Annotated in this window: 10 protein-coding genes; 5 read left to right on the forward strand and 5 right to left on the reverse strand. The window is 69.0% G+C overall.

Translation table 11 applies throughout. From position 1 onward, the window contains the following. Positions 1-3 precede the first annotated feature (3 nt). Positions 4-411: a QcrA and Rieske domain-containing protein gene (locus FU260_RS09690; RefSeq protein WP_147916872.1), complete on the forward strand. Its 408-nt coding sequence runs from the start codon at positions 4-6 to the stop codon at positions 409-411. A 73-nt stretch (positions 412-484) separates the two neighbouring features. Here the strand turns inward: FU260_RS09690 and FU260_RS09695 are convergent, their stop codons facing one another. Then, positions 485-1939: a helix-turn-helix domain-containing protein gene (locus tag FU260_RS09695; protein ID WP_147916873.1), complete on the reverse strand. Its 1455-nt coding sequence runs from the start codon at positions 1937-1939 to the stop codon at positions 485-487. A gap of 349 nt (positions 1940-2288) precedes the next feature. Between FU260_RS09695 and FU260_RS09700 the strand changes: the two genes are divergently transcribed. Beyond that, complete coding sequence (locus FU260_RS09700) at positions 2289-4082, forward strand: phosphoenolpyruvate carboxykinase (GTP) (RefSeq protein ID WP_147919417.1); 1794 nt, start codon at positions 2289-2291, stop codon at positions 4080-4082. Between the two features lie 65 nt (positions 4083-4147). Here the strand turns inward: FU260_RS09700 and FU260_RS09705 are convergent, their stop codons facing one another. Beyond that, on the reverse strand, positions 4148-4807 hold the full coding sequence (locus tag FU260_RS09705; protein ID WP_147916874.1) for a DsbA family oxidoreductase: 660 nt from the start codon (positions 4805-4807) through the stop codon (positions 4148-4150). A 133-nt stretch (positions 4808-4940) separates the two neighbouring features. Further along, on the reverse strand, positions 4941-7085 hold the full coding sequence (locus tag FU260_RS09710; protein ID WP_147916875.1) for a DUF222 domain-containing protein: 2145 nt from the start codon (positions 7083-7085) through the stop codon (positions 4941-4943). Positions 7086-7742: 657 nt separating this feature from the next. On the opposite strand from FU260_RS09710, the gene FU260_RS09715 reads away from it, so the two are divergent. After that, positions 7743-8207 carry a hypothetical protein gene (locus tag FU260_RS09715; RefSeq protein ID WP_147916876.1) on the forward strand — a complete coding sequence of 155 codons (465 nt, stop codon included), beginning with the start codon at positions 7743-7745 and terminating at the stop codon, positions 8205-8207. A gap of 212 nt (positions 8208-8419) precedes the next feature. Here the strand turns inward: FU260_RS09715 and FU260_RS09720 are convergent, their stop codons facing one another. Then, a complete protein-coding gene (locus tag FU260_RS09720) occupies positions 8420-9259 on the reverse strand; it encodes a LysR substrate-binding domain-containing protein (protein WP_147916877.1) in 840 nt (279 codons plus the stop codon). A 720-nt stretch (positions 9260-9979) separates the two neighbouring features. On the opposite strand from FU260_RS09720, the gene FU260_RS09725 reads away from it, so the two are divergent. Then, the gene (locus tag FU260_RS09725) at positions 9980-11221 is read left to right on the forward strand and encodes an MFS transporter (RefSeq protein ID WP_235912181.1); all 1242 of its coding nucleotides are present in this window, start codon (positions 9980-9982) and stop codon (positions 11219-11221) included. Here the strand turns inward: FU260_RS09725 and FU260_RS09730 are convergent. Further along, complete coding sequence (locus tag FU260_RS09730) at positions 11190-13754, reverse strand: ATP-dependent DNA ligase (RefSeq protein ID WP_147916879.1); 2565 nt, start codon at positions 13752-13754, stop codon at positions 11190-11192. The genes FU260_RS09725 and FU260_RS09730 overlap by 32 nt on opposite strands. Before the next feature lie 115 nt (positions 13755-13869). On the opposite strand from FU260_RS09730, the gene ku reads away from it, so the two are divergent. Next, positions 13870-14778 (forward strand): non-homologous end joining protein Ku, encoded by a 909-nt coding sequence (ku, locus tag FU260_RS09735; protein ID WP_147916880.1) that lies wholly within the window; start codon positions 13870-13872, stop codon positions 14776-14778. The last annotated feature ends 141 nt before the right edge of the window (positions 14779-14919 follow it).

The raw sequence follows: 14919 nt of genomic DNA on the forward strand, positions 1-14919 counted from the left end.
CCCATGTCCGGCTGCCTTGCTCGTCGTCAGGTCCTGCTTGCCACCGGTGCCGGTGCGGGGGTGTTCGCGCTCGCCGCGTGCACTGAGGACACCTCGTCGGCCGAAGAGCCCCAATCCGGTGTGGTACTGCTGAGCCTGAACGAGCTGGAAGTCGGGCAGGCGCAGGTGGCCACGACGGACGACGGCGTCGCGGTCGCCGTGGTTCGCACCGGTGAGGAGGAGGTCCGGGCATTCTCCGCGATCTGCACCCACCAGGGCTGCGAGGTGCGGGCCGAGGAGGAGGACCTGTACTGCCCGTGCCACGGGTCGCGGTTCGCGCTGGCCGATGGTGCGGTGACCGCGGGTCCCGCCGAGGACCCGCTGCCCGAGGTCGCGGTGGAGATTCAGCAGGGCAACGTCGTCACCCGCTGATCACGAGCGCACCCCACAAGGTCGCGAAATGTCGGGCACCGGTGACCGAGTCTGCGCGACCTTAAGGCGGTGGTCACGTTGGCTCGCTGGGCGCGTTCGCCTCGAGGAAGCGGTACACCTCGGTGTCGTCGACGCCGGGGAAGCGCCCGGACGGCAGCGGTCCAAGAATCTGCGCATGGGAGACGGCGCTCGGCCAGGACGCCTGCTGCCACCGCTCGCTGAGGGCCTCGTCCGGACGGCGGCAGCAGCCCTCCTCCGGGCAGGTGGAGGTCGCGCGGCGCTTGGTCTCCCGGCCGCGGAACCACTTGGCATGGGCGAACGGCACCCCGACGGTGATGGTGAACTCCCCGGAGGAGGTGCTGCCCGTCTGGGTGGAGCACCAGAACGTGCCGTCCGGGGTGTCGGTGTACTGGTGGAACTCCGTGGTGCGGGTCCGGCGGGCGAACGCCGCCCGGGCTGCCCACTGCCGGCAGACCAGCTGCCCCTCGATGGCGCCGGTGACATCGGTAGGTAGCGCGACGCCGTCGTTCTCGTAGCCCTTGTAGAGGGCGCCGTCCTCGCCCACCCGCAGGTAGTGCACCGGCATGTCCAGGTGCGAGGTGGCCAGGTTGGTCAGCCGCAGCGCGGCGAAGTCATGAGTGACCCCGAACGCATCACGGAAGTCCTCGATGGCCAGATCCTTGGCGCGCTGGCGGGGGAGGAGGAAGTCCAACGCGGCGCTGCGTGGGATCAGGCAGGTGGCGGCGAAGTAGGCGATCTCCACCCGCTGATAGAGGAAGTCGGCGTAGCTGGCCGGTTGGGTGTGCCCGAGCAGCCGGTGCCCGATGGCCTGCAGGGCAAGTGAGCGCAGACCGTGCCCGCCGGGGATCGATGCCGGCGGGAGGTAGATGCGCCCGTTCTCCAGGTCGGTGACCGTGCGGGTGGAGTGCGGCAGGTCGGGGACGTGGATGATCTCGAAGCCCAGGGAGCGGGCCAACGTGGACACGGTGGAGTGGGTGAGTGCGCCGGAGGTGTACCCGGCCTTGCGGATGACCTCTTCGCCGAGTTCTTCGATCTCCGGCAGGTAGTTGCCTCGCGCCCGCATGTCCAGACGCATCTGGGTGTTCGCTCGGCGTGCCTCCTCCGGAGTGGCGATCGCTTCCGCCGCGCGGCGGCCGAGTTCACGGTGCAGTGCGACCAGAGACTCCAGTACCGGAAGCGGAAGCGTTCTGGACGGGCGGACCGCCGGCGCGCCGAGAGAGGCGAACAGGGGGGAGGACTGGGAGCGGTGCAGCTCGATCTCCAACGCTGCGCGCCGGTCCGGGGGAGGAGCCGGCTCCAGCAGCTCGGACGCACTGGTGCCGAGGGTGCTGGCGATCGCCTGGAGCAGGGACAGCCGCGGCTCGCGCCGGCCGTTCTCGATGTGGGAGAGCTGGCTGGCGGTGGTGCCGGTCGTCTCGGCCAGCTGGGCCAAGGTGAGCCGCCCGCGGGAGCGGAAGTGCCGGATGCGCTTGCCGAGGGTGACGGGGTCGGTGTGCTCATCAGCCATGAGGTGACGATACGGCAACTTCAGCCAATATTGCCGGCATTTCGTGCTTCAAGAGTGTGGGGAACTGCAGGAAAGTTGACGTACGCCGTCGGTAGCGCTCACCCGCAGCACCACTGGTCCGCCGCCGCCGGCAAGTCCCACTGGCAGCACCCACCGGCAGAACGAAGGGCACATGATGAGCACCACGCTGGATCTGCAGTACAGCACTCGCACCCGCACCCGCCGTGACGTGGCCACGAACGGCCAGGACCGCACCCCCGCCCGCCGTGACGTGACCACGCACGGTCCGGACAGCACCCAGTCCCTGCCCACTCCGCGACGTGACGAGGGATATGCACTGCCCCGCGGGATGGCGGCAGCCCGCGACTTCGTGGCCGCTGTAGCAGAGTTGACCGGGCCGGACGCCGTCGTCTGGTGTGATGGCAGTGAAGCCGAGCGTGACCGGCTCACCGAGGAGCTGTGCCAGGCGGGCACGCTGATCCGGCTCGATCCGGAGCTGAGGCCGAACTCTTTCCTCGCCCGGTCGGACCCGAAGGATGTGGCCCGCGTGGAGTCGGCGACGTTCATCTGCTCAGCGGAGGAGTCGGACGCTGGGCCGACGAACAACTGGCGGGATCCGGCCGAGATGCGGGCGGAACTCCTGCGCGTGTTCGCCGGCAGTATGCGTGGGCGCACGATGTACGTGGTGCCGTTCTCGATGGGTCCGGTCGGTGGGCCGGCGTCCAAGGTGGGTATCGAGATCACCGACTCCCCGTATGTGGTGGTCAGTATGCGGCTGATGACCCGGATGGGGGAGGCCGCCATGGATCAGATCGACGGCGGAGCCGAGTGGGTCCCGGCGGTGCACTCGGTCGGGATGCCGTTGGTGACCGACGGCGCAGCTGTGCTGCCCGATGTGCCGTGGCCGTGCAACGAGACGAAGTACATCACCCACTTCCCGGACGATCGGGAGATCTGGTCCTTCGGCTCCGGCTACGGCGGGAACGCCCTGCTCGGGAAGAAGTGTTACGCCTTGCGGATCGCCTCAGTGCTGGCCCGGGACGAGGGATGGCTGGCTGAGCACATGCTGCTGATTCGGCTCCGCCACGCCGACGGGCGGCAGTTCCATGTCGCCGCGGCGTTCCCCTCGGCCTGTGGGAAGACCAATCTGGCGATGCTGCGCTCGGTTCTGCCGGAGTGGACTGTGACCACACTCGGCGATGACATCGTCTGGCTGCGGCCTGGTGAGGACGGCCGGTTGTGGGCGATCAATCCCGAGGCTGGGTTCTTCGGGGTGGCACCCGGGACCGGAGCGGGCACCAACCCGACTGCGGTGGACACTCTCACCCATGACGTGATCTTCACGAACGTGGCGCTCACCGACGACGGTGATGTGTGGTGGGAGGGACTCACGCCCGAGGCGCCGGAGCATCTGATCGACTGGGTCGGCCAGGACTGGACTCCGGAGGTCGGCGCGGAGACCGGCCGGCCGGCGGCGCACCCGAACTCGCGGTTCACGGTCTCGGCGGCGCAGTGCCCGATGATCGATCCGGACTGGGATGCCGGCGAGGGCGTTCCGGTGGACCTGATCCTGTTCGGTGGGCGCCGGGCGAGCAACGTGCCCCTGGTGACGGCGGCCGAGGACTGGGAGCACGGGGTGTTCTTCGGGGCGACGATCTCCTCGGAGCGCACTGCTGCTGCGGAGGGGGCGGTGGGTGAGCTGCGCCGGGACCCGTTCGCGATGCTGCCGTTCTGCGGGTACCACATGGGCGACTACTTCGGGCACTGGCTGTCGGTCGGGGAGCGACTCGGCGACCGTGCTCCGCGGATCGCGGCGGTGAACTGGTTCCGCAAGGGGGCCGATGGTTCCTTCCTCTGGCCCGGGTTCTCCGAGAACGCCCGCGTGCTGGACTGGTTGCTCCGGTTGGTCGACGGTGAGGTGACCGGGCGGCAGACACCGCTCGGAGTGGCGCCCGCTGACGGCGAGCTGCAGCTGGACGGGCTCGACCTGCCGGCGGCTGACCTGGACGAGCTGCATCGGGTGGACCCGGCCGCCTGGAGCGAGGAGGCGGACCGGTGCGCGGGGTACTTCGCGCAGTTCGGCGACCGCTTGCCTGTGGCGATGAGCCGGCAACTAGCCGCGCTGCGGGAACGGATGAGCTGATCGCTGGGGCCGCTGGGAGGGTGGCCTCCCGGGCGGGCACGTCGGCGGACGCCTACCCTGAATACTCAGGCGCGGGTGCCAACCTCTGCGGCCACATGTGCGAGCACCTCGGTGAACGTCTCCACGCTCTGTGCTCCGGACACGCCGTATTGGCCCTCGAACACGAAGAACGGGACGCCTCGAACACCCATCTGCTGAGCGTGGTTGAGGTCGCGCTGCACGTCGGTGGCGTAGCGCTCGGCGGCTAGGTCAGCCAGCAGCCGCTCGCTGTTGAGGCCGACCTCGGCGGCGAGCTCCGCGAGATCCGCGTCGCGCCCGATGTGCCGCCCCTCGCTGAAGTAGGCCCGGAACAGCCGCTCCAACAGTTCCGTCTGCCGACCATGCTGCGCGGCATGATGCAGGGCTTGGTGGGCGCGGAGGGTGTTGGTGTGCTGGACGGTGTCGAAGTGGAATGTTGCGCCTGCGGCAGCGCCAGTAGAGGTCACCTGGTCGAGCATCTGCTGGACCTGCTCGGGTGGGAGGCCCTTGTGCTTTACCAGGAAGTCCACTTCGGAACCCTCGTAGTCCACCGGGGTGTCCGGTGCGAGCTCGTAGGAGTGATAGCGGACGGTCACCTCCCCGTCGTACTGCTCGATGGCCTGCTTCAGGGTGCGGTTCCCGATGAAGCACCAGGGGCACGCGATGTCGGACCAGACGTCCACGGTGATGGGAGGTTCAGCAGTCATATTTCGTTCAACGGCGGAGATGGTGAGGACATTCCACGGCGAGCGTCGGTGTAGACCCGCAACTGGCCTCTGCCGGTGGCGCTGCGCTCCGACAGCGTGACTGGCCATCGATGATCGTGTCCATCGTCGAGGCTCAGAACGGCGGATCAGTGTCGTCGCGCGGCCAAGGAGAAGTCTTACCCGCTGCGGAGCGCATCTCAGCCGCGGCTGAGGTGAGCGTGTCATCCTCACAGCTGGCCCGGAGCTCTTGCCGCAACTGGCGGGTGACGCCGGTGTAGTCGGCGTGTTCCGGGCTGCGGGTGTAGATGTGCCCGGTCGGGGCGTACCAGGTAGTGACTCCGGTGCGGGCGTCTCGCTCCACCCGGAATACTCCGGCGGTCTTGGCCTGGTGATGATGGGTGCACAGTGCCTGCAGATTCGTCTCGACAGTCTGAGCCCAGGCCGGGATGCTTCCGTCGAAAGCGGAAATGTGATCGAGCTGGCACCGCCACGCGGGAACCTGGCAGGTCGGAAACCGGCAGGTCTGGTCGCGTTCGATGATCCGGGCGCGCAGCCGCCGAGAAGGCGCATAGGAGCCGGCACAAATCAGGCCAAGCTGGTCCTCGACGGATGAGCACAGCCCAGCCTCGTCCGAGTGGTGGCGCTGTGCCCAGGCGATCAATTCGTTCGCATCTGTACCGTCTGGGAGCTCAGTTGGACGCGGCGGTGGAAGTAGGTTCCACATCGGATCGCGACCTGGCTCACCCTTGGTCCCTGGCTCGCCCTTGGTCCCTGGCTCGCCCTTAGTCCCTGGCTGACCCTTGGGCTGCCGCTCATCGCTGCCCTTTGGCTGGGCCGACGATTCCGCTACGTGCTGGAGGCGATCAAGCCGAGGGCGATCAAGTAGCGCCCGCCAGATCGCTAGATCCTCGTCTCGAACCCGCTGGTCGGGCCACGGCCAGGCTGGGCCGAAAATCACATCGCGCTCCTCGGCGGTGGCGCCGTGATCGAGCCGGTTGGCCAGGGCGCAGCGCTCCGCCCACGTCGGCTCGGGGTTCGGGGCCAGATTTCTATCGGCTCCGGCCAAGCAGGGAGAGCCGCTGGTGCTCGACCGCCCGGCATCAACACCGGTGTCCGTGGTGGGACCGGTGGTCGACGTTCCGAAGAGTGCGGGACTCGCGAGGCCTCCGGAGTCAGCACCGGCCCGGTGGGCCAGCTGACGGGCAGTCCCCGCGCAGATCGGTCCGTATCCGTGCAGCAGTGCGGGTGTCTGGTCGTCACCGGCCAGCACGGGTGCGGTGATCGAGAATCGGATGTGTGGCGACTGTCCATGCTGAGTGGGCAGTGTGGTTCCGTCCGGCAGGCGCCCGCCAGCCATGATCGACTCGAAGAGGGTGGTCAGGGCGTCGACGCGCCGGGCGTCGATTCCTCGCTCGTCCTCAGCGGAGGTGGCGGCCGCCTGGGCGTTCAGGCAGGTGAAGATGTTCAGTCCGTCCTCGGCCGGAAGGTAGACGCCCAACCAGGACATCCCGTGTGCGGCCGGTTCGAAGGTCAGGTGCCGCTCACGCACTTCCCGCTGGTGCCGCTGCTCGGCCCGGGTGGGGTCGGCAGCAATGATCGCGACCGCCAGCGCCTTCTTCAGTTGCGGCGGTGTGTGCGTGGGCGCCAGCTCGCAGCCATAGTTCTCAAGCACGGCCCGCTCGCCCGGGTCAAGATCCGACACAGCAGCGGCAATCACATCGAGCTTCCGCGCCGATACTTCGCCGGAAGCCAGTCCCTTCCGCAGTCGCGGCGAATCTTCCAGCGCACCGGCGCGGGTGATGATGGTGCCCGCAGCGTAGGAGGTCGTCGCCAACCGGCAAGAGATCTCGTCATGGACGGCCGTCAGGGTCCTCGACGAGGCCCCTCGCTCATCCAAAAGTTCCTGTGCGAACTTCGCCTGAAGTCCGGCCAACTGAGCCATCTGCCGCTCACAGGCCGCGATCAACTCAACCCTCGTTGCCTGGTCTCGATCGGCCGGGGCCCGCTCGGCTGCCGCCTCGAGTACTCCCGCCAACGAAGCTCCCGGTGCGGCCGCGCCGATCACGTCCGATCGCTGCGACAGACTCACCCCCGACCGCCAGGCAGCCTGAGCCTGGTCGACCTCCTGGGCTGCTGCGACGACCTCGGTCAAGCCGACGTCCGGACCCACCGGCAACGTCACAAATGGCTCGGGGCGCTCTTCCTCGGAACTCGACGCGCTCGATTCATCGCCGGAGGAGTGGTCCTCCGGGTCGATGTTCTCGTCGTCGAAATCCATAGAACAAACGTATCATTTCGGAGAGTCGAAGTCAAGGGCTTGCTGTTCGTATATCGCCGGATGGATGCCAACTCCCAGCAGAATCCTCGGCATCCATCCGACCGGTCCGAGCCTGCCATCGACCACTGACGTTGATGATGTAAGGGCCTCGGCGGGGGTCTGGCCCAGCCACTGACTGACACTGTTGATGGTTGGACGCCCCGGGGTCGTGACTCTGCCACTGACTGGCCCTGTTGATGCTTCGACGCCCCCGGAGTCGTGACTCTGCCACTCACCGTCGGCCTGTTGGCCTGGCCATCGGTTGGACCGTCTGGGCCCGGGCAACCGCGCGCCGGCCGGGCGGACATGACCTCATCAGAGCCTGGCGAAGCCTCATCCAGGGTGGTGCTGGTCGTTGGACACGGTCCACGTCTGGCAGGTGTGCCAAGCGTGGGGCGTGCCGTTGGCGCTGATGGCTCATGGGGAGTTGTCCCCGGTGGTGGTGGAACTGGCGCTCAGGATCGGGCCATAGGGTTCTGGTTGCATCACTTTCAGAGGAAGGCGCATCTCGATGAGTCAGTACCAGGCCCCACAGGGGGACGCCCAGGGCTACGGTCAGCAGCCGGGGTATGGCCAGCAGCCACAGCAATCGGCGCGGGGGGCTATGGCCAGGCGTCGGTGCCCCAGGGTTACGGCCAGGCGTCGGTGCCGCAGACCCCGCACGCTCCGCAAGGCGGATACGGCCAGGCGTCGGCTCCGCAGAACCCGCAGGGTGGTTACGCGCAGGCGCCGCAGCAGCAGCCCGGCGGGTATGCCCAGGCCGGTGGTTTCGCCTCCGGTGGGCAGTACCCCACGTCCGGCAACCCGGGCTTGTTCGACACCAGCTTCGCGGTCTCCAGTACCCAGCGCACGGCTAAGTTGGCCTATGTGGCGATCATCGTGGTGGCGGGGGCGCTCGCGCTGGCCGGCCTGTTCAGGGCCGTCGCGCAGTTCGCCAACGTGAGCTTCGGCGGCGCGAGTGTGGTGCTCGGCGGACTGGCTAGTCTGCTGATCTACGGCGCGATCGGGTTCGCGGTCCTGGCGGTCGGCCGTCTGGTGGTGGACTTCTTCGTGCAGGAGGACAAGAAGCGCGAAGCCAGCTGACGCTGTGGGGCGGGGCCATCTCGGCGAGGTGGGGGCGACTTCGGCGAGGCGCGCGGCCCCTTTGGCGAGGTGAGCTGACGCTGCGGCGCGCGGCCGCCTCGGCCGCCTCGGCCGCCTCGGCGGGCGAGGGGGCGACCTCGGCGGGCGAGGGGGCGACCTCGGCGGGCGACGCCGCATCGATGCGCAGCGGAGGCTCTGATCGCTCGCGCGCCTCAGTGACGGCCCAGGATGGCGGCCGTGAGTGCCTCGACCGGCTCGCGCGGTGCGTTCGGGTTGTCCACCAGCACCATGTCGACGTCGCCCAGCGCGGGCAGACCGCTCGAGGCCGGCATCACGACGAGGTCCGTTGGCACCAGGCTCTGTGCGAGCACGGTGATCCCGAGTCCAGCCCGGACGGCCGCCAGCATGCCGTTGATCTCCCGGGTGGTACACGTGACGCGCCAGGTGCGTCCGGCCTGTTCGAGCGCGCGGGTTGCCATGTCCCGAGACATGCTGGGATTCGGATAGGTGATCAGCGGAACCACGCCCGCGTCGGCGAGGGGCGCTTGCGGTAGGCCTACCCAGGTGAGCCGGTCGCGCCGCACCAGGGCACCGGTACCCTCCCCGGCGTTCTGCTTGATGAACACCAGGTCCAGATGCCCGGCGAGCAACCGTCGGTGCAGCACGTGGGACTGCGCGATGGTGAGCTCGACGGTCACCTGCGGGTGCAGCTGACGGAATTCGCGCAGGATCCGGGGGAGCTGGGTCAGTGCGAGGTCGTCCGCGGCGCCGAAGCGCAACCGGCCGCCCATCGCCGAACCGGTGAAGTAGGCCGCCGCCTGATCGTGTGCCGCCAGGATCGACCGGGCGAAGCCGGCCATCGCCTGCCCGTTGTCCGTGAGTGCGACCTCGTGGGTGTCCCGCTGCACCAGGCGGCGGTTCGCCGCCCGTTCCAGTCGCGCCACGTGCTGGCTCACCGTGGGCTGGCTGATCCCCAGTCGCGCGGCCGCGGCCGTGAAGTTCAGCGTTTCACTGATCGTGAGGAAAGTTCGAAGCTGCACCGGGTCGAACAAAGGGACCGTCTCCTCGTCGTATCGATTCGACCATCGTATCCCCGGCCATTACGAAGCGCAATGGCACTTATAGGAACTATAGGTTGGATAAATGATGCGGTGACGCCTAACGTGGCAGGTGCACCATCATCCAGATACTCCCGACTTCACTTTTCGGCAGGGATTCTCGTGCACTCGGCCAGCTCGGCTCCGACCTGTCCGCCCACCGCCACCGCCACCGACACCACACCTGATACCGCTACCTCTGACGTGACTGCAACCGAACTCCACACCACCAGCCCCACCGACACCGATACCGACACCGCAGTCGCCCGAAACGAGGCCCCGGCGCCCACCGCGCCCGAGCCGCGCTCCGCACCCTCCGCCCGCGAGGCCCGAGCCCAGCGGATTCGCTCCCGCCGCGGCAACCGGCCGGCCAAGGTCCGCCCCTCCCGACGGCACCGGCACCTGGGCGTCTCTTCCGTTCGTCCAACCGAACCGGCGACTCCTGCAGCACCGGCGACCGCGGCAGATTCGTCAACTCCGGCAGAACCGTCGACCCCGGCAGAACCGTCGACCCCGGCGACACCTGGCAGCCGCACGAACGCCGCCCTTCGCACAGCCGCTCGCGGCACCGCCTCCGCGATCGGCCCCGCTCTGGCGACCCTCTCGCCCCGGCGAGCGATCCCGCGTACCAAGGCTGCGCCGTCGTCGGGCGTAGGACTGATCGACGCACTCAAGGTGGGAAACTACCGCCGTTACGCGATCGCCCAGCTGTGCACCAGCACGTTCGGGTGGGCCGCGCGGGTAGCGCAGGACTGGCTGATGCTCGAGCTGACCGGCTCCGCCGCACTGGTCGGGCTCACCGTAGCGATGCAGTTCACCCCGATGCTGCTGTTCGGCCTGTTCGGCGGAGTGCTCGCCGACCGCTACGACCGGCGCACCATCCTCACCATCACCCAGTCGCTGTTTGGACTGTTCACCCTCGCCCTCGGCGTGCTCGCCCTGGCCGGTGTGGTGCAGCCCTGGCACGTGCTGGCCTCCGCGTTCCTCGGCGGGATGGCGATCGTGGTGGACAACCCGGCACGGCAGGCGTTCGTGCACGAGATCGCCGGCCCCAAGCTGCTCCGCCGCGCGATCAGCATGAACACCTCGATCTTCCAGCTCGGCGCCCTGATCGGCCCGGCTGTGGCCGCGGGGCTGATCGCCGTGGTCGGCAGCGGATGGGCGTTCGTGGTGAACGCACTCGCCTGTGCCTTCGCGGCGTCGCTGATCCACTCGATGCGCCGGGAGGAGATGTTCCCCACTGCCGTGGTGCGCCGTACCAAGGGTCAGCTCCGCGCCGGCCTCAAGCACGTCAGCGAACACCCGGAGATCCTCTGGGCGTGTGTGCTGGTCGGCTTCGTGGCGGTCACCGGCGTGAACATGGCCACAGTGCTCACCGCCTACGCCGCGGACGTGATCGACCTCGGCGCGAGCGGCTACGGCATGCTCACCTCCACGTTGGCCCTGGGTGCGATCACCGGGGCCCTGTTCGCCGGGCGTGCCCGCCGGCTCCGGCTGCGCACGCTGGTGGCGGGAGCCGCCACGCTCGGCGTGCTGCAGATCGTCGCCGCGCTCATCTCCAGCACGGCGCTGTTCCTCGTGGTGCTCTACGCGATCGGTGCCACCAGCCTGCTCTACCTGACGCGCAGCAACACCCTGGTGCAGACCAGCGCCGACCCGGCGATGCGCGGGCGGGTGCTCTCCCTGTACGTGCTGATCAACATGGGTGCTCAGGCCGCCTCCGGGCTGATCATCGGCTGGGTCTGCGAGTGGGGCGGCCCGCATGCCGGCTTCGCTGCCTGCGCGGCGGGACCACTGCTCGGTGCGCTGGTGGTCGGGACGATCCTCGCCCGCCGGGGTCAGCTGCGGCCCGTGCTGCGGGTGCGCCGGCGCCCGGGCCGCGGGTTCATCTATCTGGTCCGCCGGCCGGTGGGCTGATCTCCGCAGGCGTCAGGTCGTCTCGCCAGCCGCGCCAGCGCGGGTGCCGGAGCCGACCGGTCGGCGTCCACTCGCCGAATACCACCTCGGCCACCCGAACCGGGTGCAACCAGCGCGCGTCCCGGGCATCGGCGGCCGGAACGTCCACCACGGCCGGTGCATCGATCTCCTCCGGGGCGAACATCTGCGGCCACTGGCGCGTCTGCGCCGAGGAGAAGCCGGTGCCCACCCGGCCCACGTAGCGCAGCTCGCCGGTCTCGGTGGGAACGGCCAGCAGCAGGGAGCCGACCTGACCGGTGCGTTCGCCTCGCCCGGGCCGCCAGCCGCAGACCACCACGTCTACCGCCTCGGTGTGCTTGATCTTGATCCAGGAGGAGGACCGACGGCCGGGCAGGTACCGGCTGCCCGGATACTTGGCCAGCACCCCCTCCAGACCGTAGGCGTGGCTCGCGGCCAGCGCTGCGGCCAGGTCACCGTCGAAGGCCTCCGGTACCTGCACATGTTCGCTGGGTTCGACCAGGCGGGCGAGCAGGTCGCGCCGGTCTGTGTAGGTCTGCCGGGTCAGGTCCTGTCCGTTCACCTCGAGCACGTCGAACACCAGGTAGTGCACCTGCTGCCGGCGCGCCGCGCGGGCAACCTCGGCATCGGAGGCCTGCATCCGCGGTTGCAGCAGTGCGAACGACGGGCGTCCCTCATCGTCCAGGGCCACCACCTCACCGTCCAGCAGTGCGGAGTCGGCATGGACGTCGATTGCGGCGAGCTCGGGGTAGGTCGCGGTGATCTCCCGCCCGCTGCGCGCCCACAGCCGGACCTGACCATCCTCGAAGCGGGCGAGCACGCGCTGACCGTCCCACTTCATCTCGATCGCCCAGTCCTGGGCCACGTCCGAGGGTGTGCCCGGGGTGGCGAGCATCGGGCGCACGACGGCGGGACTTGCCGGGGGTGGGGCTGGTTCGGCTGGAGCGGGGGGTTCGTTGGCGGAGGCGGCGACGGCGGTGCTCGCCTGGGCTGGGGCAGGTTCGGGCTGGTCCGGGGCCGGCTCAGGCTGCCCGGGTGGCGCGTCGGGAGAATGGGCCACGGCGGGACTCGCCGGCCGTGGCGTGCCTGGCTGCGTGCTCGTCCTGCGGGTGGAGGTGCTGCGCGTGGCCCGCTGCGCCGCACCCCCGCGTTTCATCGCATGCACCAGCCACTGCCGCTCGGCAGGATCGGTGCAGATCAACGCGTACTTGGCCGGAGCATGCTCGGCGAGCGGCCCGCTCTCGCTACCGTGCAGCGTGACGATGATCTCCTTGCCGAGCCACCACTTGTGCACCTCGAACGTGCCGGTGTCCCACACGTACATCTCGCCGGCGCCGTACTCACCTGCCGGGATGGTGCCGGAGAAGGTGAGGTAGTCCAGTGGGTGGTCCTCGGTCTGCACCGCGAGGTGCTGGGTGGCCGGGTCGGCGGTCAGTCCCTTCGGCACGGCGAAGCTGGTCAGAATCCCGCAGTAGGACATCCGCAGGTCCCAGTGCAGCCGCCGGGCGTGGTGTTCGTGCACCACGAACACCTGCTCTCCGCTGATCCGCACCGCATCGGGCACCGGCTCCGGTGTCCGCTCCGCCCGCCGCTTGCCCCGGTAGCGCTCCAGCGCGTCCGGTCCGGCCACGCCGGCCAGACCGGGTGCCATCAGGTCACCCTGGCTGGCCAGCCGCTCGATCACCTCCGCCGGTCTCAGCTGGCGCAGACCGGGGTCGGTCAGCTCGTCCCAGGTACGCGGCGCGGCCGCGAACGGCTCGAGCGTGCCCCGCAGCGAGTACGGCGCGATCGTGGTCTTGTTCGGATGGTTCTGGCTCCAGTCGATGAACACCTTCCCGGCACGCTCGGCGCGCTTCATCCGAGAGATCACCCGATCCGGATGGTCCGCCTCCAGACTCCGGGCGAGCTCTTGAGCCACGGCACGGACCTGATCAGCGGAAGGACCGCCGTCGAGCGCGGCATACACATGGATGCCCTTGGACCCGGAGGTGACCGGCACGCTGGCCCACCCCATCCCGGTGAGGATGTCCCGCACCCAGACGGCCACCTCGGCCACCTCCGGAAGGCTCACCCCCGACCCCGGGTCCAGATCGAAGACGATCCGGTCCGGCCCGAGCACCTGCCCCGCAGAGTCGAACCGCCACTGCGGCACATGCAGCTCCAACGCTGCCATCTGCGCCATCCAGGCCAGGCTCGCGCGGTCGTTCACCAGGGGATAAGTGCTGCGATGGTCGGAGTGCTGCAGGTCCGCGCGCACCACCCAGTCCGGAGTGCCGGAGTCCAGGTTCTTGGTGAAGAACGCCGCACCCGGCTCCGCCGCCGTGCCCACACCGTCCACCCAGCGTTTCCGGGTGACCGGGCGGCCGGCAGAGTGCGGCAACATCGCGCCCGCCACCTGGAGGTAGTAGTCGATCACCTCGGCCTTCGTGGTGCCGGTGGCCGGATAGAGCACCTTGTCCAAGCTGGTGAGCTGCAGCAGCCGACCGTCGAGCTCGGTCCGGGTGGGACTGGCCATCGCCCCATCGTGGCGTGTTGGCGTTCAGCGCGCATCACGTGTTCACTAGGAGAGCACAGCGTGAGCATCTGCCCGCGGGCACCTGCGGCGCAGCAGTGGGGCGAGAGGAGCAGCGATGCGCGCGATCTGGAAAGGTGCGGTGACCTTCGGGCTGGTGAACGTGCCGGTCTCGGTCTACAGCGCCACGGAGAGCCACGATGTGCGCCTGCACCAGGTGCACGACGCCGACGGCGGCCGGATCCGGTACCAGCGCAAGTGTGAGAAGTGCGGTGAGGTCGTGCCGTTCGAGCACATCGACAAGGCGTTCACCGACGGTGACGCCTCCGTGGTGCTCACCGAGGACGATCTGGCGACGTTGCCGGCGGAGCGCAGCAAGGAGATCGACGTGCTCGAGTTCGTCCCGAACGATCAGGTGGACCCGATCATGTTCGGCTCCGCCTACTACCTCGCGCCCAGCTCCACCTCGAGCAAGCCGTACGTGCTGCTGCGGCGCACCCTGGAGGAGACCGACCGCACGGCGATCGTCTCGTTCACGCTGCGGCAGAAGACCCGGCTCGCGGCGCTGCGGGTGCGGGGGGACGCGCTGCTGCTGCAGACCCTGCTGTGGGCGGACGAGATCCGCGAACCCGACTTCGAGGGCCTGGACGAGGCGAAGATCAGCGCCAAGGAGCTGGACATGTCCGCCAAGCTGGTGCGCAGCTACGAGGCGGACTTCGACCCGGCCGCGCACACCGACGAGTACCAGGTCCAGCTGCGCGCGCTGCTGGAGGAGAAGCTGGCCTCCGGTGAAGTCGTGCAAGCCTCGACCCCGGAGGACGAGGACTCCGGCGGTGAGGTGCTCGACCTGATGGAGGCGTTGCGCCGCAGCGTGGAGGCCAGCAGGTCTGCCCGCGGTGGTACGAGCAAGAGTTCGAAAGGCACCGGCAGCAAGACGGGCGCCGGGAAGAAGAGCAAGGCCACGAACACGGGGAAGACGGCGGCCAAGCGCAAGACTGCGGACGCGAGCGAGGACAAGACCGCCTGAGAGCGCTTACCTGGACTCGGCGTGGGCACTGCCCTTTGTCGCCGGGCTGGAGTAGGCTCGACGATTGCCCGGCGCAGGGGGTCCGTCCACACCCTCGGCATTCGACGCTGCACGATGCTGGGTAGACCCAGGAGGTCATCG

It is taken from the genome of Ruania zhangjianzhongii, assembly GCF_008000995.1.
Taxonomy (GTDB): Bacteria; Actinomycetota; Actinomycetes; order Actinomycetales; family Beutenbergiaceae; genus Ruania; species Ruania zhangjianzhongii.

Excerpts from the sequence above, each read along its gene's own strand:
- FU260_RS09690 (WP_147916872.1), top strand. The coding sequence starts at position 4 with ATGTCCGGCTGCCTTGCTCGTCGTCAGGTCCTGCTTGCCACCGGTGCC.
- FU260_RS09695 (WP_147916873.1), bottom strand. The coding sequence starts at position 1,939 with ATGGCTGATGAGCACACCGACCCCGTCACCCTCGGCAAGCGCATCCGG.
- FU260_RS09700 (WP_147919417.1), top strand. The coding sequence starts at position 2,289 with ATGGCGGCAGCCCGCGACTTCGTGGCCGCTGTAGCAGAGTTGACCGGG.
- FU260_RS09705 (WP_147916874.1), bottom strand. The coding sequence starts at position 4,807 with ATGACTGCTGAACCTCCCATCACCGTGGACGTCTGGTCCGACATCGCG.
- FU260_RS09710 (WP_147916875.1), bottom strand. The coding sequence starts at position 7,085 with ATGGATTTCGACGACGAGAACATCGACCCGGAGGACCACTCCTCCGGC.
- FU260_RS09730 (WP_147916879.1), bottom strand. The coding sequence starts at position 13,754 with ATGGCCAGTCCCACCCGGACCGAGCTCGACGGTCGGCTGCTGCAGCTC.
- ku (WP_147916880.1), top strand. The coding sequence starts at position 13,870 with ATGCGCGCGATCTGGAAAGGTGCGGTGACCTTCGGGCTGGTGAACGTG.